We start from the raw sequence: 17,986 nt of genomic DNA, 5'->3' as shown, positions 1-17,986 counted from the left end.
CAGAATTGTTCGCTGTCGCCTCTGCTCAACAGTGCGACGTGGCTGGCATATTGTTTGCATAATGACATGATTCAACAAGGAGCATCAGTGCAACCCAGTCCAGATTTCTACAACGAGATGATGGCGGACGGCGCCGTCCGGCCCCACTACCGTGCGTTCGCCGAGTGGCTCGCGCAGCAGACGCACGATGCGATCGAGCGCAAGCGCGCCGAGGCCGACCTGGCGTTCCGCCGCGTCGGCATCACGTTCGCCGTCTATGGCGACAATGCCGGCACCGAGCGGCTGATCCCGTTCGACATGATCCCGCGCATTATTCCGGCGCACGAGTGGGCCTTGCTGCAGCGCGGCCTGGAGCAGCGCGTGCGCGCGCTGAACATGTTCATCGACGACATCTACCACGAGCAGCACATCATCCGTGCCGGCGTGGTGCCGGCCGAGCAGATCTACCGCAACGCCCAGTATCGTCCCGAAATGCAGGGCATCCGGGTGGCGTCGGACATCTACGCGCACATCGCCGGCATCGACATCGTGCGCGCCGGCGCGGGCGAATTCTATGTCCTGGAGGACAACCTGAGAGTGCCGTCCGGCGTGTCGTACATGCTGGAAGACCGCAAGATGATGATGCGGCTGTACCCGGAACTGTTCGCCAGCCACAAGGTGGCGCCGGTGGAACATTATCCCGACCTGCTGCTGGACAACCTGCGCTCGGTGGCGCCGGTCGGCGTGATCGACCCGACCGTCGTCGTGATGACGCCGGGCATGTACAACTCGGCCTACTTCGAGCATGCGTTCCTGGCCCAGCAGATGGGGGTCGAGCTGGTCGAGGGCAAGGACCTGTTCGTCAACAACAATGCGGTGTGGATGCGCACCACGCGCGGTCCGCGCCGGGTCGACGTGATCTACCGCCGGCTGGACGACGATTTCCTCGACCCGCTGGCGTTCCGCGCCGACTCCGCGCTCGGTGTGCCGGGCCTGCTGTCGGTGTACCGGGCCGGCCGCGTCACCCTGGCCAATGCCATCGGCACCGGCGTGGCGGACGACAAGTCGATCTACCCTTACGTGCCTGCGATCATCCGCTTCTACCTGTCCGAAGAGCCGGTGCTGAACAACGTGCCGACCTACCAGTGCCGCCATCGGAACGAGCTGGACTACACGCTGGCCAACCTGGCGCAGCTGGTCGTCAAGGAGGTGCACGGCGCCGGCGGCTACGGCATGCTGGTCGGGCCCGCCGCATCGAAGCAGGAGGTCGAGGACTTCCGCGCCCGCCTGCTGGCGCGGCCGGACGTCTACATCGCCCAGCCCACCCTGGCCCTGTCGAACTGCCCTACGTTCGTGGAGAACGGCGTGGCGCCGCGCCATATCGACCTGCGCCCGTTCGTCCTGTCCGGCAAGACGATCTCGATGGTGCCGGGCGGCCTGACCCGGGTGGCGCTGCGCGAAGGCTCGCTGGTGGTGAACTCGTCGCAGGGCGGCGGCACCAAGGACACGTGGGTACTGGAACAATGACGAAGGAGACTTTATGCTGAGCCGTACCGCCGACCACCTGTTCTGGATGGCCCGCTATACCGAGCGGGCCGAGAACACGGCGCGCATGCTGGACGTGAACGTGCAGACCGCGCTGCTGCCGCAATCCGAGGACGCGGCGCGCCAGGCCTGGCGCGCCATGCTGGGCATCTCGGAGCTGCAGCAGGCCTACGACCGCAAGCACGGCGCCGTGGCGCAGCGCGATGTGATCGAATTCATGGTGTGTGACCCGGACAACCCGTCCTCCATCATCGCCTGCCTGACGGCCGCGCGCGAAAACGCGCGCGCCGTACGCGGCACGCTGACGACGGAGGTATGGGAAGTGCAGAACCAGACCTACCTGGACCTGCGCCGGCGCCTGCACGGCGGCCAGCTGCGCCAGGACCCCAGCCAGTTCTTCGAATGGGTCAAGTACCGCTCGCACCTGTCGCGCGGCGTCACCTTGGGCACGATGCTGCGCGACGAGGCCGTCAACTTCATGCGCCTCGGCACCTTCCTGGAGCGCGCCGACAATACGGCGCGCATCCTGGACGTCAAGTTCCATGACAGCGAGTCGGAAGCCGAGACGCGCCGCGATTTCTACTACTGGGCGGCGCTGCTGCGCTCCGTCTCCGGCTTCGAGATCTACCGCAAGGTGTATCGCGACGTCATCACGCCGGCGCGGGTGGCGGAACTCTTGATGCTGCGGGCGGACATGCCGCGCTCGCTGCTGGCCTGCATGGACGAGGTGGTCGACAACCTGCGCGAGGTGCGCAACGACGTCTCCAGCGAAACCGAGCGGCTGGCCGGCCAGTTGCACGCCGAGCTGCGCTTCGGCCGCATCGACGACATCCTGCAGCGCGGGCTGCACGACACGCTGACCGAATTCCTGCAGCGCATTTATGAACTGGGCAACCGGGTCAGCCGCGATTTCCTCGTGCCGCTGGCCGCCTGAAGGAGCACCATGCAACTGTCGATTCGCCATGAAACGCTGTACCACTACACGGCCAGCCAGGCCTACACGATCCAGCAGCTGCACCTGACGCCGCGCGCCGAGCCGCAGCAGCACGTGCTGCAATGGCAGCTGGACGCGCCCGGCAGCCTGCACGCCCACACGGATGCCTACGGCAACCTGACCCATATGCTGACGCTGGACAAGCCGCACGACGCGCTGGCCATCGTGGCCGAAGGCGTCGTCGAGACGACGACGCCGCCGCAGGGACGGGTGAGCGGCAATGACACATTGTCGCCGCTCGTCTACACGGTAGCCACCCGGCTGACGGCGCCGGACGATGGCATCCGCGCCGTGGCCGCCGCCTTCCTGCCGCGGCCGCGCGCCGGCACGCGCGAGCTGATGGCGCTGGCCGCGCACCTCCATGGTGCGGTGGCATACCGGCGCGGTGCGACCGAGGTGAGCACGCCCGCCGCCGCCGCGCTGGCCCAGGGCGCCGGCGTGTGCCAGGACCACGCGCACATCTTCCTGGCCTGCTGCCATGCGGCCGGCATTCCGGCCCGCTACGTGTCCGGCTATATCGATCCGGGCAATAGCGACCATGCGGCCAGCCACGCCTGGGTCGACGCCTGGGCCCATGACGACGACTACACCGGCTGGGTCAGCATCGATGTCACCCATGCGGGCCTGATGACGGATCGTTATTGTCGGATCGCCATCGGGCGCGACTACGATGCCGCCGCGCCGGTGCGCGGCATGCGCGCCGGTGGCGGCGACGAATCGCTGAAGGTCGAGGTCCAGATAGTTCCGCAGTGAAAGCTGTCTGTGTACAATGGGGTTGTCGCAACCCCTTGTCCACTTACCCGTACCCTTTCCGATGACTTACTGTGTTGGCATGCGCCTCGAGGAGGGGCTGGTCTTCCTGGCCGATTCCCGCACCAATGCCGGGGTCGACCAGATCGGCACGTTCCGCAAGCTGAGTGTGTTCGAGAATCCGGGCGACCGGGTCATGGTGATGATGACGGCCGGGAACCTGTCGATTTCGCAATCGATCCGCGAACTGATCGGCGATTTCAAGAGCGCCAACGGCTACACAATCTGGACGGCGCCGAACCTGTACGAGGCGGCCCGCGCGGTGGGCGAGGCCCTGCGCACGGTGCACGAGCGCGAGGCGCAGGCGCTGACCCGCTTTGGCATCGACTTCAACCAGGCGATCATCTTCGGCGGCCAGGTCGCCGGCGAGCGCTGCCGCCTGTTCCAGATCTACTCGGCCGGCAATTTCATCGAATCGCACGCGGAAAGCACCTATTTCCAGATCGGCGAGTCGAAGTACGGCAAACCGATCCTGGACCGCGTCGTCACCCGCGTCACGCCGCTCGACGAAGCGGCCAAGTGCGCGCTGATCTCGATGGACTCGACCCTGCGCTCGAACATCTCGGTGGGGCTGCCGCTGGACATGCTGGTGTACGAAAACAACAGCCTGGCCGTCACCCGCTTCGTCACGATCGACGAGAAAAACCAGTATTTCCAGATGCTGCGCAGCACCTGGGGCGAGCAGCTGAAGCGCATCTTCGAGGGCATCGAGGCGCCGCACTGGCAGGCCATGCCGCACAACGCGCACCAGCCGGTGCGCATGCCGCTGCCGCTGTCGACCACCCCGAACGCCCCTTCGGCGCCGCTGCAGTCGGTGGCGCAGCAGATGGCCAACAATCAGCAATAAGGTGACGATGGGGCGCGCCGCGCTGGCCATCCTCGTCGTCGAGGACCATGCGACCATCGCGCGCCAGGTGGTGGATTTTCTCGACGGCCTGGGCTGGCAGACCGACCATGCCGCGACCGGCGCCCTGGCCATCGACCTGGCCACGCGCGAGCCCTGCGGCGCGCAGTACGACGTCATTGTGCTGGACCTGAATCTCCCCGACATGGACGGTCTCGACGTCTGCCGCGCGATCAAGCAGCGCGCCCCGCGCAACGTGCCCGTGCTGATGCTGACGGCGCGCGACGCCTTCGAGGACAAGGCGCGCGGCTTCCACGGCGGCGCCGACGACTACCTGACCAAACCGTTCGACCTGCGCGAACTGGCCCTGCGCTGCGAGGCGCTGGCGCGGCGCGGCCGGCTGCACGTCAGCCAGGTGCTCGAGGTGGGCCCGCTGACCCTGCTGGCGGCGGAGCGGCGCGCGCTGTGCCATGGCCAGCCGCTGGCCCTGACCCACAGCGGCTATCGCATCCTGTCCCTGCTGGCCGAGGCGCATCCGCGCCCCGTGTCGCGCGCGGCGCTGAGCCACGCGCTGTGGGGCGCGCAGCCGCCCGACAGCGACGCCCTGAAATCCCATGTGTACGCGCTGCGCCAGGCACTGGAAGCGGCCGGCGGCGCCGCCACCATCGTCACCATCCCCCAGCTGGGCTACCGCCTGGCGCTGGCCGATGTCTAGTTCGATCCGGCGCGCCCTGTTCGCGGTCCTGGCCGGTTTTACCGTGCTGCTGTGCCTGTGCTACACGGCGCTGCTGCTGGTGGTGTCGTACGTGACGGAGGATATGCTGGTGGACCGCCTGCTCGAGCGCGAGGCGGCGGCCTTGAGGGCGCATCACGCGCGCCACGCCGAGCTGCGTGCGCCCGGACTCGACCTGGTGCGGCTGCACGCCAGCGCCGCCACGCTGCCCGCGCCGGTGCGGGCGGTGGTCGCGGCGGGGCGCGAGCGCGGCGAGATCTTCGTACCGGGCGGCGCCCACTACCACCTGCGCGCGGTGCGCGTGACGCCGGCGGCGCAGCCGGTCTGGCTGCTGGCCGACGTCGGCCCGGTCCTGGTCGTATCGCGCCTGTTCCGGGAAGTCGGCGGCGTCCTGCTGCTGGTGGCGCTGGGGCTGGTCGCGCTGGCGCTGGGCCTGGCCTGGTGGCTGGCGCGCCGGCTGGTCGCGCCGCTGCAGCGGCTGGCCCATGAAGTGCGCACGTTGCCCGCGCAAGGGCGGTTCGACTTCGCGGCCCGGTCCCGGCGCGACGAGATCGGCTACCTGGCGGACAAGCTGGGAACGGCGCTGGCCGGGCTGCACGCGGCGCTGGCCCGCGAGCAGGCCTTTACACGCGATGTCAGCCACGAGCTGCGCACACCGCTGACGGTGTTGAAGAACGCGCTCGCCACGGCGCCGGATGCCGCCGCCGCGCGGGCGCAGGTGGACGACATGGCCGCCACCATCGACGTGCTGTTCGCCCTGGCACGCGCGGAAACGCTGCCGCCCGGGCCGTTCGACCTGCGCGGTTGCATCGAGGAAGTGCTGCTGCGCCAGCCCGGCGTGGCCGACTGGGACGAGGCGCGCCTGGTGCTCGACCTGCCCGAGCGGCTGCCGGTCAGCGGCAATCGCCAGCTCGCCATGCTGCTGATGGAGAACTGCGTCGGCAACGCGCTGTTCCACGGCGGGCCCGGCTGCCGCCTGGCCGTGTCGTTCACGGATGGCGTCCTGGCCATCGACAACTCGGTGGAGTCGGGCCGGCCCGCCGCCGTGCGTGGCTTCCTGCACGGCCACGATCTGCTGCGGCGGCTGGCGGCGGCCATGGGCTGGTCGGTGCGCTTCGAGCCGGGCGCGGGCAGCTACCGCGTCGTCATCGCGCCACGCTGAAAACCGGCCGGATTTCACCGGCATTTCACCTGGCGCCACGCATACTGCGCGCTCCTCCACTACATCGCTACCGATCATGAAACGACTGTTTGCACTGCTGCTGTTCGCCGGTACGGCGTTGCCCGCGCTGTCCCAGGTGGCTTCCCTCGTGCACAAGGAAGAAAAGCGGCGCTTCCTCGTCTATACCCCGCCGGCCTACGCCAGCCAGCCGACGGCCAGCTTTCCCGTCGTGTTCAACTTCCACGGCGGCGGCATGACGATGGCGGAGCAGATGCTGTACACGGGCATGAACCGCGCCGCCGACCGGCACGGCTTCATCGTCGTCTACCCGGCCGGCATCAAGCAGGACTGGAACGTCGGCTTCGGCATGTCCTATACCGAAGGAGTGGACGACATCGGCTTCGTGCAGGCGCTGCTGGCCAGGCTGAAGGGCGAGTACCGCATCGATCCCCAGCGGGTGTACGCGACCGGCCTGTCGCGCGGCGGCTTTTTCGCCCAGCGCATCGCGGCCGAGCTGCCGCACCTGTTCGCGGCGGTGGCATCGGTGGGCGCGCCGCTGCCCGAACCGGTGCGGCAGCACCACGGCGGCGCCGGCAAGGTGGGTGTGCTGCTGATCCACGGCAGCGCCGACCAGGTGGTGGCCTACGACGGCAAGGCCACCGGCTACCTGTCGGCGCCGGCCACGTACGACTACTGGCGCCAGCGCAACGGCATTGCCGGCACTGGCAGCAGCCGCGTCATCGACACCAATGCTGCGGACGGCACCAGCGTGACCTGGCAGGAAACGGAAGAAGGCGCGTACCGCGTGGCGCTGGCCACGGTGCGCGACGGCGGCCACACCTGGCCGGGCGCCGACCCGTTCAACGTCGGCCTGCCGATCGGCAAGACCACGGCGGACATCGACGGCAACGAGGTCATCTGGCGCTTCCTGGCGCGGCACCGGCGCTAGGCCGACGCTGCCAGGTTAACGGCCGAGGCCGTGTCCCACCGCGGGGTCAGACTGAGGTAGCCCGGATATCGTAGCCAGGTTCAATTGGGGGTCAGGTACTTTTTTTCGACCTCCATGGGGCTGAGGTATCTCAGCGTCTGATGAGGGCGCCGCTGATTGTAGTACAGCTCGATGTAACTCGATATCTCGGCGATGGCGTTAGCTCTTGTTGGATACATGGTGTGACGCGTCAGTTCATTCTTGAGCGTAGAGAACCAGCTCTCTGCCACGGCATTGTCGTGGCAGTTACCTCGTCGGCTCATACTTGCCCTAAGGCCGCGTTCGTCCAGCACCCCTCGGTATAGTTTGGATCCGTATACCGAGCCCTGATCTGTGTGGCAGATGAGCCCCGGTTCAGGCCTGCGCTGTGCATAGGCCATTCTTAGCGCAGCGATGGGCAGCGAGGCGTCCTGGCACTGATTCATGGCCCACCCAACTATCCGACGAGCGAACAGGTCAAGCACGATGGCTAGATGGAGCCAACCTTCACTGGTATGGATTGTTGTGATGTCGCTAACCCAGACCTTGTTCGGTGCTGTTACGGTGAAAGCTCGCTTGAGCAGGTCGGGCGCAGGCGGCTCGGTGTGCTGATGGGCCTTCATCACGCGGAACTTGGTCTTACGCTTAGCCTCAATGGCCTCGATCTTGCGCAGCCGTGCCACACGATGCTTGCCGCATACGACGCCGCTAGCGTTGAGTAGGCGCCACGTCTTCACTGCACCTAGCGCATGACGATGTGAGTCGTGCAGGCTACGAATGTGCTGACGCAGTGCCAGATCTTCTCGGCTGCGCATACTCGATGGTCGACGGCGGAAAGCGTAATAGGTACTGTACTTCACATCCAGCACACGGCACAGTGAACGCACAGAATGGCGCTTTGAATGTTCCTCGATCACGGCGTACTTCATCGCTTCATCCGCGCGAAGGACGCCTCCAACTTTTTTAATAGTTCGAAGTCCTCCTTCACTCTGCTTAGCTCGCGTTTGACCCGTGCTAGCTCACTTTCTTCGCTTTCGGGCTTGCGGCCACGACTGGTGAAACTTGCCTCTGGGCCGTTTTGCTCGAGCACCTTCGCCCATTTGTAGAGCTGATTGCGCCGTACGCCCAGCTCGTTAGCAAGGGCCTGCGCAGTCTGCTTGCCATCTTTGAGGCGTGCAACGGCAGCAAGCTTAAATTCTTTGGTGTAGACAACAGGATGCTGGCGCTGCGCTCCAGCATCCTCCGGTGGGGTATTTGGTGATTTCGCGGTCATAGGGTCCTCTAGGATACGGATTGTCCCCCATTTCGACCTGGCTACAATTTCCGGTACACCTCAGACCCCGGAATAGGACACGGCCTCGGCCATATCACGTGCGACAGGCTGTCAGCGGCCCTGGCGGCGCAGGCTGTGCCAGGTGCCCAGCCCGACCGGAATACCCAGGGCGACGGCGGACACGTAATCCAGCAGGCCGTCGCCCAGCAGCGCGGCCACCAGGCCGATCGTCGTCAGGATCGCCAGCACGATCGGCATGCCCCACAGGCGCAGGAACTCGTCGCTCATCGCGCTTCTCCCTGGCGCGCCAGCGCCGGCACCAGACCGGCGTCGGCGGGTGTGTCTTCCCGGCGCGCCGGCACGGTCACGCCGCGCTTGAGCCACAGGTACAGGCCGCTGCCCAGCACGACGATCGTCGCCACGTCCAGGGCGGCCCACAGGAATTTCATCAGCTGCCCGCCGTAGTCGCCGAAGTGCAGCGGCTGCGACACCAGCAGTGCCGTCAGGTACCATGGCAGCTCCCGGCTGTCCGTCACCTGGGCCGTCTGGGCGTCGATCAGCACGGGCTTGTACAGGCGCGAGGTCAGCGGCGTGGTGCCGTTCATGAACACGCCATAGTGGTGCTCGCTGGTGTACGGGGTGCCGGGGAAGGCGATGAAGCCGATCTTCATGTCCGGCTCCAGCGCCTTGGCCGCGGCCACGGCCTGCTGCATCGAACCGAACGAGCTCAACGGCGGCGCGTTCTTGTACGGCGCCACCATGTCGGCCATTTCCGTGGCCTGCCAGTACTTCAGCATCAGGTCGGCCCACGTGTTGATCATGCCGGTGGCGCCGACGACGAACGCCCAGGTCAAGGTGACGATGCCCAGCAGGTTGTGCAGGTCGAGCCATTTGGTGCGGTTGGTACGCTCGCGCCGCACCGTGCCGAAGTCCAGCTTGCGCATGAACGGCGCGTACAGCACGACGCCGGACACGATCGCCACCAGCAGCAGGAAGCCCATCAGGCCGAGGAACAGCTTGCCCCACAAGCCGGCGTACAGGTCGACGTGCAGGTGGAACATGACGGACATGAAGCTGCCCTCGAACTGCGGGGTGGGCAGCGCCTGGGCCGTGCGGGCGTCCACCGCCGTGAACTTGAAGTTCGTGTCGGTGCCGCTGTCGCCCAGGGTCAGGTTCCAGATCGTGTCGTCGTCCGCTTCCTGCGACATGTACATCATCTGCTTGCCCGGGTACAGGGCCTTGGCGGCGGCGATCACCTTGTCCAGGTCGGCCTTGGGGGTATCGGCCGGCATCGGCGGCGACTCCACTTCGGTGCCCAGCAGGTGGCCGATCTCGTGGTGATAGATCAGCGGCAGGCCGGTAATGCACAGCAGCAGCATGAAGACGGTGCAGACCAGGCTGCTCCACTTGTGGACCCAGGCCCAGCGGCGGATGGTAACAGGTGTCATGGCGGGACAATATAGGAATAAGTCATTGGATGATAATGCAAACTATTCTCATTTACCAGTGCCTTGCACATCGGAATGCGATCCCGCTGCACGCTTGAGTTCAGACTGGACTTGCCTGAGCGCCTGTGGTGAACTATGGGTTACTGCGGGTGTCGCCGCAGGAATCACCGCAGTGGAGGCAGCACCTATGGATGTCATCACTTCCGCAGTGACGGCGGCGATCGCCGAAGGCGGCACCAGCGCCGCCTACCAGATGCTCAAGGCCCGCCTGGCACCGCGTTCGCCCCGGGTCGAGGAAGCGATCCTGGATTTGGAACAGGACCCGGGCTCGCTGTCGCGCCAGTTCGCCCTGTCCGATGCGCTGGCCGCCGCCGGGCTGGCAGGCGACCGCTATCTGCGCGCCGCCGCGCGCAACCTGCTGGACGAGGTCGAGCGGCGCCAGGCCGGCGTCACCACCCAGGAAGCGCACTGGCGCACGACGGCCGAGGGCAATGCGCCGAACCACGCCGTGATGCAGGTGTTTTTCGCCACCGACCGGCAGCAGACGGGTGACCGCCACCCGGCGCGCCAGTTCGGCGGCGGGCGCGGCACGCTGACCTACGGCAGCTGCGAGGTCAGCATTCCGCGCGACCACCGCATGGGCGAGCTCGAATCCCCTTCCCTGCTGCGGCTGCAGTTCCGCCCGGACCCGGATCGCCATGTCGTGCTGATGCGCACGGAGCTGGCCAGTCGCGAGCAGTTCTTCCCCACGCTGGCGCAGGCCGTTGCCGCCACCGGCAACCGCAGTGCCCTGTTGTTCGTGCATGGCTATCGGACCAGCTTCGAGGACGCGGCGCGGCGCACCGGCCAGATCGCCTACGACCTGGCCTTTGGCGGCGTGCCCCTGTTCTACAGCTGGCCGTCGCAGGGACGCCTGTCCGGCTACATGGTCGATGAAACCAATTGCGAGTGGACGCAGTCCAAGCTGACGGAGTTCCTGATCGATTTCCTGGCCGGGACGCCGGCCGAGCACGTCTATCTGCTGGGCCACAGCATGGGTAACCGGGCGCTGGCGCGGGCGACGGCGGCCGTGATCGCGGCGCGGCCGGAACTGGCCGGGCGGCTGCGCGAGATCATCCTGACGGCGCCCGACATCGATGCGGACGTGTTCCGCCGCGATATCGCGCCGGCCCTGGCGGCGGCGGGCAATCCCGTCACCTTGTACGCGTCGTCGAACGACGAGGCGCTGCAGATGTCGAAACGGGCGCACGGTCATGCGCGCGCCGGCGACAGCGGTGCGGGTCTGGTCATCGCGCCCGGAATGGAAACGGTGGACGCCAGCAGCGTGGACACGGGCTTCATCGGCCACTCGTATTATGCGGAAAAGCGGTCGGCGCTGGCCGACATGTATTACCTGATCAACCAGCAGTTGCGGGCGCATCAGCGTGCCGGACTGCAGCCGGTCGACGCCCCGGCGGGGCGCTACTGGACTTTCTATTGACGGAGTCGCCATGACGGCCTACGCAAGTGCCCATGATGAAACGATTTTTTGCGTCGACGAGCTGGTGGAAGCGCTCGGCAACGACGAGCGGGCCGTACGCAAGGTCGTGCACATCGTGCGCGACTGCATCAGCACGGGTATCGAGCCGCTGAACCAGGCCGGTGATGCGGTGCAGCAGGCGCGCTTCATGGAGGCGCGCCGGATCATCCATCACCTGCGCGACACGATTTCGGAACTGGGTGCCAGGCGCTTCGTGGCCGCATGCCTGGGGCTGGAGCTGGCACTGTCCGAAGGCAAGGTGTTGCAGATTCCGCTGCTGTTCACGGCGGTCGAGAACGAGCTGCGCCTCGTCATGGAACACGCCGGCGCCTGGCTGGATCAGCACGCAGGCCGCGCCAGCGCTCGCTGAGCATACTCGACAGTACTAACGACTGGTTACAATTGTTACGCCGGTCGTGTCGCTTCATCTGGCTTGTCGCAAAGTTGACATGCTAATATTGCCACGCATGCCGCAGTGACCGTATCGACGCCGGGGCGCCCATGGCGCACCGCAGCGATCGTGCGCCATAGTGATATGAAAGTCACTACAATCCCGCGCACGCTTACTGTTGGGCTGGAGGTGCTTCATTATTGCATTTTAGCAATTTCATGGTACAGTAACGCCCCCGGGCGGCGCCGTCTTGCGCCCCGCTCCCCGGGGCAACCCTATCAACCGCGTCAAGCAGGTTTGAGTGAGGCAAGAAGAAAAATATGGAATTATTCAACAAGTCGGGCGCGCTGATTGCGTTCGTACTCGTCTCGGTGGGCGCCTTGATTGCCTGCCAGGCCAAGGAAGACGCGGTGCCGCCGGCGCCGGTCATCGAAGCCGTTGCACAGAAACTGACGATCCACGGTGGCGCCGCGGCCGAGCGCCGACTGCGCGAATGGGCCGAGCAAGGTTCCGTTGTCGCCAAGCGCGAGCTTGGCATGATCTACCAGAGCAAGACCCAGCAGCGTGGCGAAGCCATGCGGCTGTTCGAGGAAGCGGCCCGCGCCGGCGATTCGGAGTCGGCGTTCCAGCTGGCCGAGATGGTCCGCCTTCCCGCGGAGGACGGTACCGACAGCCGTGCCCTGTCCCTGTACCAGCAGGCGGCGGAGCGCAGCCATGCCAAAGCCGCGCTGCGGCTCGCCGCGCTGATCCGCGGCGCCGATGTGGCGGCCCAGCCTGCCGCCCTGAAATAAGCTCCCGTCCCCCCGCCTCCACCCCATTCTCCCCGCCGGCTGTTTAAGCAAATTAACACCGCTTAACTTGTCACGCCGGCGTTGCAGTTCCATCATGACTGCAACAGATGCAACGGCCGTTCGCCGTTGCCCAACGGGAGAATCGCCATGCCTATCCACCAGCCGAATGTCCACCTCATGCACCGCGACCCCGTCATGACGGCGGGATTGCATGCGCTGCTTGCCGGGTGCGGCGAATTCCTGCTGACGACGCGCACCGGCGATCCGCAGGGCCATGCTGGCGCCCACGTGGTCGTGGCCGATTACGACACGGGCCTGGCGCTGGCGCGGCAAGCGCCGCAGGACCGTTTCGGCCACGCGCCGCGCGTGCTGATCGTCACGCAACTGGACAAGGAATGGGAAGTGCGCACCGCCATGGACTGCGGCGTGCACGGCTATCTGCTGCAGGGTTGCAGCGCCGACGAACTGGTGCGCGCGGTCCGCCAGCTTGGCCAGGGGCTGCGCTACCTGAGCGAAGCGGTCACCCGCTGCGTCGCCGACAGCCTCAGCCGGGAGACGTTGACGGGACGCGAGACCGACGTGCTGCGGCTGCTGGCCAAGGGCTGCTGCAACAAGTCGATCGCGCGCGAGCTCGGCATCGGTGTCGGCACCGTCAAGACCCACGTCAAGGGCCTGATGAGCAAACTGGACGCGACGGCCCGCACCCATGCGGTGGTCGTCGCCACCCAGCGCGGGCTGATCGACGCGGGGCGCCGCCCGGCCACGCCATTCGTCGGCGGCGCCCGCCCTGCGCCACCGGTGCAGGGACCAGCCCGGCAGGCGGCCATGCAATAGTCGCCTGCCCGGCGCAACTGCCGAGCTCGTGTCAGCTTTGGTGCCTGACCCCGAAGTTGACACGGCCTGCGCAGTATCGCTTCTCCTGCTGCCGCTCCTTGAGGCCGATCAAGAGGGGCAAGCGGCGATTTTCTACGCTGGCAGTTCAGCCAGCCACGGAGACCGCCATGCTTGCCCGCCCTGCCCGCACCATCCTGTCCGCCTTGTCCTTGCTGCTCGTGCTGGGCGCCTGCAGCCGTACCCCGCCCGCCGACGACCTGCTGGCCGATGCCCGCCGCTACCGCGACAAGGGCGACACCAGGGCCGCCATCATCCAGCTCAAGAATGCCGTCCAGCAGCAGCCGGACAACGCCGAGGCCAGGCTGCTGCTGGGCCAGCTGTACGTCGACAGCGGCGACATGCTGTCGGCCGAGAAGGAGCTGCGGCGTGCCCGCGATGCGGGCGCGGCGCCCGCACCCGTACTGGCCGCCCTCGGCCGCGCGTTGCTGGCCCAGGGACAATACGAACGCGCGCTGGCGGAAACGGAACAGGCGACCGGGCCTGCCGCGTTGGCGCTGCGCGGGCAGGCGCTGCTGGGCCTCGGCCGCACCGGGGATGCCCGCTCGGCGTTCGAGGAAGCGCTGCGCCGCCAGCCCGGCTCGATCGAGGCCACACTGGGCCTGGCCCGCCTGGCGCTGGCTGGCGGCGACAGCGCGCAGGCACGCCAGCTGACGGAGCAGGCCATCAAGGCCAGCCCCGCCAGTGTCGATGCGCTGCGCTTGCGCGGCGACCTGCAACGGGCCGACGGCCAGCGCGACGCGGCCCGCGCGGCCTACGAACAGATCGTCGCGCAAAAGCCGAACAACGTGCAGGCCCTGGTGGATCTGGCCAACCTCGACATCGAGGGCGGACGCTTCAAGGAAGCGCGTGCCCGCATCGCCCAGGCCCGCAAGGCGCAGCCGAACAGCCTGCTGATCTTCTATTCGCAGGCCCTGCTGGACTTCCGCGAAGGCCAGTTCAAGACCGCATTGGAGCAACTGCAACAGGTCCTGCGCGCCGTGCCGGAGCACATGCCCAGCGTGCTGCTGGCCGGCGCCGTGGAGCTGGCGCTCGGTGCCAACAGCCAGGCCGAGCGCTACCTGCACCAGTTCCTGCAGGCGAACCCCGGCAATGCCTATGCGACCAAGCTGCTGGCCACGGTAGCGCTCCGCAACGGCAACCCGGCCGAGGCCCTGAAGCTGGTCCAGCCGCTGCTGAAGGACACGCCGGACGACGTCGAGCTGCTGGCCCTGGCCGGCGAAGCGGAAATGCGCGCGCGCCGCTTCAACCAGGCGGCCGCGCACTTCAAGAAGGCCAGCGCATTGCGGCCGGACGCGCCCGGGCTGCGGCTGGCGCACGGCGTCAGCCGGCTGGGACTGGGCGACAACCCGCGTGCGATCGCGGAGCTCGAGCAGGCCACGCAAGGCGACAGCCAGGCCAGCCGGGCCGGCGTGCTGCTTGTGCTGACCCACTTGCGCGACAAACAGTTCGACAAGGCCCTGGACCTGGTCGACGGCATGATCAAGGGCGGCGACAGTGCGATGCTGCAGAACCTGCGTGCCGGTGTCCTGCTGGCGCGCAGCGACGTCGACGGCGCCCGCGCCGGCTTCGAGAAGGCACTGGCGCAGGATCCAATGTACCAGCCGGCGCTGGACAACCTGGCGCAGCTGGACGTGGTGTCGCGCAAGCCGGACGACGCGCGCAAGCGCTACGAGGCGGCCCTGGCACGCGACAAGAAAAATCCTGGCCTGCTGACGGCGCTGGCGCGCCTGGCCACGCAGCGGGGCCAGCCGGCCGAGGCGATCCGCTGGCTGGAGCAGGCCCACCGGGAGAATCCGGATGCGGCGGCGCCAGCGCAGCTGCTGGCAGCCTACTATCTGCGCGCCGGCGAGAAGCAGAAGGCGCTGACGCTGGCGCAGAAGCTGCAGGCCACCGACCCGGCCGCGCCCGAGCTGCTCGCCTTGCTGGCCGAGACGCAGGCCGAGTCAGGCCAGACGCAGGCGGCGCTGGAAAGCTTCGGCAAGCTGGCGGTGCTGCAGCCGAACAGCGCCCCCGTCCAGTTGCGCATCGCCAGCCTGCACCTGGCCAGCGGCCAGGTGGCCGGCGCCCTGACGGCGGCACGCAAGGCCAGCAAGCTGGAGCCGGACAACGACGGTGCCGCGATACTCCTGTCGAGCCTGTTGATCGAGAAGAACGCGCTGGCGGAAGCGACGGCGCACGCCCGCGACTGGCAGACGCGGCACGCCGCATCGCCGGTGGGCTTCAAGCTGGAGGGCGACGTACTGATGGCCCAGCAGAAGCCCGGCGACGCCGTGCAGCGCTACGAGCAGGCGTTCGGGCTGGCGCCCTCCGGCCCCGTGCTGATTGCGCTGCACCGCGCGTTGCAGGCGGCGGGGCGCCAGGCGGAAGCGACCGCGCGCATGGCCGCATGGCTGGAGCAGCAGCCGACCGACCAGCCAACCCGCATGTACTTCGCCAGCGCCTTGCTGGCCGCTGGCGATGCCGCCGGCGCCAGCGGCCAGTACCTGAAAGTGGTCGAGCGCTCGCCCGACAATGTGGTCGCCCTGAACGACCTGGCCTGGGCGCTGCTGCAGCAAAAGGACCCGCGCGCGCTGGCCCATGCGGAGCGGGCCCACAAGCTGGCGCCGCGCAATGCCGCCGTTGCCGACACGCTGGCGGCCATCCTGCTGGAGCGGGGCGACACGGCGAAGGCGCTGCCGCTGCTGCGCAAAGCCGTCGAGGGGGCGCCCCAGTCCGCCGAGATCCGCTTCCACCTGGCCCAGGCATTGCTGAAATCGGGCGACCGCCAGGGTGCCCGCGCGCAGTGCGAGCAACTGCTGAAGCAGCCGGACTTCAAGCGCCAGGACGAGGTGCGGAGCATGCTGGCGCAACTGTAGTCGCGTGCCGGCGCAGGGAAAGCGGCGGGCCCGTGCTCGTTCCGGCCGAACCGCCGGCTTCGCGCCCGGTCGGGCGATTGCCCGCCAGCGCGGCTGCGCCGCCCGGCGCCACGGCTCAGGTCCGCCACGGGCCGACGTCGCCGCCATCGCCCCGGCCCGCGTAACGACCCGGCGCAATGATGCCGCCGGGGTCCAGCGCCGCCTTGATGCGCCCGACCATGCGCCAGTAGGCGTCGTCGCCGTTGTCGAGTGCGGCCATCGACTGCAGCCCGACCCGGTACGGGATGTAGCCGGTCCCGACCAGCAGGTCGAACAGCTGCCGGTAGCAGCTGCGCGCCCGCGCCGCTTCGTCCGGGTCTTCCTTGTCGTAGGCGACCGTCAGCACGCCGCCCAGCGCCCGTTCGTTGATCATGCTGAAGGTGGCGAACAGGTCGAAGCGATGCTTGTGGAAGACCGGCTCGGCCAGCGCGTGCACGCGCAGCAGGTCGGCGCCGCGCATCGGCAGCACCGGCGATACCCACAGCATGCCGCAATTGTCCAGGGCCGGATTGGCGCCGGCGGGAAAGCCTGGCGGCAGCCCGCCCCGGCGCCGCCAGTACGCCCCGGCCAGGAAGCGGCCGTTCGGCATGCCGCGGTTCATTTCGAACAGCGAGCGGCCCAGCGCCACCTTGGCGGCCAGGCGCCGCCCCGGTCCGGAATTGCCCAGCAGCCGTGCCAACAGGGTGCCGGCGGCCAGCTTGCGCTCGTTCAGAAACTGGGCCCGCGCGGCTGTCGGCCGCAGCGCCCGGCGCAATGCGCGGCGCGCCGCGGCGACCTGGTCGGGATTACCGTACAGGGCGCCGGACACCGTCCACGCGCCGATGCCCGCGGCCTGGCGCAAGCGCGCACGCACGGTATCGGACAGCGGTCCGGCCGGACCCGCCAGTTCGCGCGGATACGTCATGGCGCCGGACAGCACCCGCAGGTCGTTGCCGATATGCAGGATGCTGCGCAAGGTGCCGTCCAGCCGCAGCGGGCGCAGCGCGTCGATGACGGGCGCGATGCCGTCGTGTTCGCCTACGGCGCACAGGAAGTGGTTCAAGGCGGTGGTGCGCGGCATCAGCCACAGCCCCAGGCTGGTGACGATGCCGAAATTCGACTGGGTGAACAGGCCGTCCACATGGGGGCCTACGCCGTACGGGTACACGCGGCCGTTGACGGCCGAGGGAAAGTGGCCGAAGCCCGTGTCCACCACGTCGCCGTTCGCCAGCACGACGCGCATGCCCGCGACGTTCTGGAAGCGGTTGCCGTACGGCGAATGGCCGAAGCCCCGTTCCAGGATGTTGCCGACCAGGCTGGTGTCGGGACCCGCACCGGTACAGTCCATCCACAACGGCAGCCCCTGCTCCAGCAGGTAGCGCGACAGCTGCTGCTGCGTCACGCCCGGCTCGATGACGACATAGGCGAGCTCGGCGTCCGCCTCGAGTATCCGGTTCATCCCGGACAGGTCCACGATCGCATGGCCGTCGCTGGGCGCGCAGGCGTCACCATAGCCCCAGTTGCGCCCGGTGCTGACCGGATACAGCGGCACCCCGGCCGTCGCGGCCGTGCGCACGATCGCCACGACCTCCTCGGTACTGCGGGGCCGCAGGACCGCCAGCGGCATGGTGCTCCACCCCGCCGTACTGGCGGCGTAGGACGCCAGCACGGCCGCATCGGTAGCGACCCGGTCGTCGCCCAGCGCCTGGCGCCAGGCGGCCAGCGCCACCATCGCCCCTCCTCCTTCCGCCGCGGCCGCCATC

17 protein-coding genes are annotated in these 17,986 nt (G+C 67.9%); 12 read left to right on the top strand and 5 right to left on the bottom strand.

Going from position 1 to position 17,986, the window contains the following annotated elements:
* Positions 1-117 precede the first annotated feature (117 nt).
* The 7 genes from E7V67_013150 (at position 118) to E7V67_013120 (ending at position 7,016) form a co-directional block, all read left to right on the top strand.
* Positions 118-1,506, top strand: a complete 1,389-nt coding sequence (locus E7V67_013150; protein WUR16275.1) for a circularly permuted type 2 ATP-grasp protein — start codon at positions 118-120, stop codon at positions 1,504-1,506.
* A 13-nt stretch (positions 1,507-1,519) separates the two neighbouring features.
* A complete protein-coding gene (locus tag E7V67_013145; GenBank protein ID WUR16006.1) occupies positions 1,520-2,458 on the top strand; it encodes an alpha-E domain-containing protein in 939 nt (312 codons plus the stop codon).
* Positions 2,459-2,467: 9 nt separating this feature from the next.
* Entirely contained in the window at positions 2,468-3,271 is an 804-nt protein-coding gene (locus E7V67_013140) for a transglutaminase family protein (protein ID WUR16005.1), read from the top strand.
* A gap of 61 nt (positions 3,272-3,332) precedes the next feature.
* Positions 3,333-4,175, top strand: coding sequence for a peptidase (locus tag E7V67_013135; GenBank protein ID WUR16004.1), 843 nt, complete (start codon positions 3,333-3,335; stop codon positions 4,173-4,175).
* 7 nt (positions 4,176-4,182) lie between these two features.
* Complete coding sequence (locus tag E7V67_013130; protein ID WUR16003.1) at positions 4,183-4,887, top strand: response regulator transcription factor; 705 nt, start codon at positions 4,183-4,185, stop codon at positions 4,885-4,887.
* Positions 4,880-6,067: a HAMP domain-containing sensor histidine kinase gene (locus tag E7V67_013125; protein WUR16002.1), complete on the top strand. Its 1,188-nt coding sequence runs from the start codon at positions 4,880-4,882 to the stop codon at positions 6,065-6,067. The genes E7V67_013130 and E7V67_013125 overlap by 8 nt, the downstream gene beginning before the upstream one ends.
* A 76-nt stretch (positions 6,068-6,143) precedes the next feature.
* Entirely contained in the window at positions 6,144-7,016 is an 873-nt protein-coding gene (locus E7V67_013120) for a PHB depolymerase family esterase (GenBank protein ID WUR16001.1), read from the top strand.
* 80 nt (positions 7,017-7,096) lie between these two features.
* On the opposite strand, the gene E7V67_013115 is transcribed toward E7V67_013120, so the two are convergent.
* The 4 genes from E7V67_013115 to E7V67_013100 all read right to left on the bottom strand — a co-directional run bounded on the left by E7V67_013115 (position 7,097) and on the right by E7V67_013100 (position 9,755).
* A complete protein-coding gene (locus E7V67_013115; GenBank protein WUR16000.1) occupies positions 7,097-7,963 on the bottom strand; it encodes an IS3 family transposase in 867 nt (288 codons plus the stop codon).
* Positions 7,960-8,307: a transposase gene (locus E7V67_013110; GenBank protein ID WUR15999.1), complete on the bottom strand. Its 348-nt coding sequence runs from the start codon at positions 8,305-8,307 to the stop codon at positions 7,960-7,962. The genes E7V67_013115 and E7V67_013110 overlap by 4 nt, the downstream gene beginning before the upstream one ends.
* Positions 8,308-8,418: 111 nt before the next feature.
* Positions 8,419-8,595 carry a hypothetical protein gene (locus tag E7V67_013105; protein ID WUR15998.1) on the bottom strand — a complete coding sequence of 59 codons (177 nt, stop codon included), beginning with the start codon at positions 8,593-8,595 and terminating at the stop codon, positions 8,419-8,421.
* Positions 8,592-9,755, bottom strand: coding sequence for a PepSY domain-containing protein (locus E7V67_013100; protein WUR15997.1), 1,164 nt, complete (start codon positions 9,753-9,755; stop codon positions 8,592-8,594). Before E7V67_013100 ends, E7V67_013105 begins: the two co-directional genes overlap by 4 nt.
* A 187-nt stretch (positions 9,756-9,942) precedes the next feature.
* Between E7V67_013100 and E7V67_013095 the strand changes: the two genes are divergently transcribed.
* From E7V67_013095 to prsT, 5 genes are all read left to right on the top strand, one after another.
* Positions 9,943-11,235, top strand: coding sequence for an alpha/beta fold hydrolase (locus tag E7V67_013095; protein WUR15996.1), 1,293 nt, complete (start codon positions 9,943-9,945; stop codon positions 11,233-11,235).
* Positions 11,236-11,245: 10 nt separating this feature from the next.
* A complete protein-coding gene (locus tag E7V67_013090) occupies positions 11,246-11,644 on the top strand; it encodes an Hpt domain-containing protein (GenBank protein ID WUR15995.1) in 399 nt (132 codons plus the stop codon).
* Positions 11,645-11,985: 341 nt separating this feature from the next.
* Positions 11,986-12,456, top strand: coding sequence for a hypothetical protein (locus E7V67_013085; protein WUR15994.1), 471 nt, complete (start codon positions 11,986-11,988; stop codon positions 12,454-12,456).
* Positions 12,457-12,603: 147 nt separating this feature from the next.
* Complete coding sequence (locus E7V67_013080) at positions 12,604-13,290, top strand: response regulator transcription factor (GenBank protein WUR15993.1); 687 nt, start codon at positions 12,604-12,606, stop codon at positions 13,288-13,290.
* A gap of 167 nt (positions 13,291-13,457) precedes the next feature.
* On the top strand, positions 13,458-16,205 hold the full coding sequence (prsT, locus tag E7V67_013075) for a PEP-CTERM system TPR-repeat protein PrsT (protein ID WUR15992.1): 2,748 nt from the start codon (positions 13,458-13,460) through the stop codon (positions 16,203-16,205).
* 115 nt (positions 16,206-16,320) lie between these two features.
* Here the strand turns inward: prsT and E7V67_013070 are convergent, their stop codons facing one another.
* Positions 16,321-17,985 (bottom strand): FAD-binding oxidoreductase, encoded by a 1,665-nt coding sequence (locus E7V67_013070; protein WUR15991.1) that lies wholly within the window; start codon positions 17,983-17,985, stop codon positions 16,321-16,323.
* Between the last annotated feature and the right edge of the window lies 1 nt (position 17,986).

The sequence above is a fragment of the [Empedobacter] haloabium genome (assembly GCA_008011715.2).
In the GTDB taxonomy this organism is placed as follows: Bacteria; Pseudomonadota; Gammaproteobacteria; order Burkholderiales; family Burkholderiaceae_D; genus Rugamonas; species Rugamonas haloabia.
Note: the sequence above shows the minus strand (reverse complement) of the source record. Positions and strands in the feature narration are given on the sequence as shown.

Bases quoted from the DNA above. Each gene is read 5' to 3' on its own strand.
- E7V67_013150 (WUR16275.1), top strand. From the start codon at position 118: ATGATGGCGGACGGCGCCGTCCGGCCCCACTACCGTGCGTTCGCCGAG.
- E7V67_013145 (WUR16006.1), top strand. From the start codon at position 1,520: ATGCTGAGCCGTACCGCCGACCACCTGTTCTGGATGGCCCGCTATACC.
- E7V67_013140 (WUR16005.1), top strand. From the start codon at position 2,468: ATGCAACTGTCGATTCGCCATGAAACGCTGTACCACTACACGGCCAGC.
- E7V67_013135 (WUR16004.1), top strand. From the start codon at position 3,333: ATGACTTACTGTGTTGGCATGCGCCTCGAGGAGGGGCTGGTCTTCCTG.
- E7V67_013130 (WUR16003.1), top strand. From the start codon at position 4,183: ATGGGGCGCGCCGCGCTGGCCATCCTCGTCGTCGAGGACCATGCGACC.
- E7V67_013125 (WUR16002.1), top strand. From the start codon at position 4,880: ATGTCTAGTTCGATCCGGCGCGCCCTGTTCGCGGTCCTGGCCGGTTTT.
- E7V67_013120 (WUR16001.1), top strand. From the start codon at position 6,144: ATGAAACGACTGTTTGCACTGCTGCTGTTCGCCGGTACGGCGTTGCCC.
- E7V67_013115 (WUR16000.1), bottom strand. From the start codon at position 7,963: ATGAAGTACGCCGTGATCGAGGAACATTCAAAGCGCCATTCTGTGCGT.
- E7V67_013110 (WUR15999.1), bottom strand. From the start codon at position 8,307: ATGACCGCGAAATCACCAAATACCCCACCGGAGGATGCTGGAGCGCAG.
- E7V67_013105 (WUR15998.1), bottom strand. From the start codon at position 8,595: ATGAGCGACGAGTTCCTGCGCCTGTGGGGCATGCCGATCGTGCTGGCG.
- E7V67_013100 (WUR15997.1), bottom strand. From the start codon at position 9,755: ATGACACCTGTTACCATCCGCCGCTGGGCCTGGGTCCACAAGTGGAGC.
- E7V67_013095 (WUR15996.1), top strand. From the start codon at position 9,943: ATGGATGTCATCACTTCCGCAGTGACGGCGGCGATCGCCGAAGGCGGC.
- E7V67_013090 (WUR15995.1), top strand. From the start codon at position 11,246: ATGACGGCCTACGCAAGTGCCCATGATGAAACGATTTTTTGCGTCGAC.
- E7V67_013085 (WUR15994.1), top strand. From the start codon at position 11,986: ATGGAATTATTCAACAAGTCGGGCGCGCTGATTGCGTTCGTACTCGTC.
- E7V67_013080 (WUR15993.1), top strand. From the start codon at position 12,604: ATGCCTATCCACCAGCCGAATGTCCACCTCATGCACCGCGACCCCGTC.
- prsT (WUR15992.1), top strand. From the start codon at position 13,458: ATGCTTGCCCGCCCTGCCCGCACCATCCTGTCCGCCTTGTCCTTGCTG.
- E7V67_013070 (WUR15991.1), bottom strand. From the start codon at position 17,985: ATGGCGGCCGCGGCGGAAGGAGGAGGGGCGATGGTGGCGCTGGCCGCC.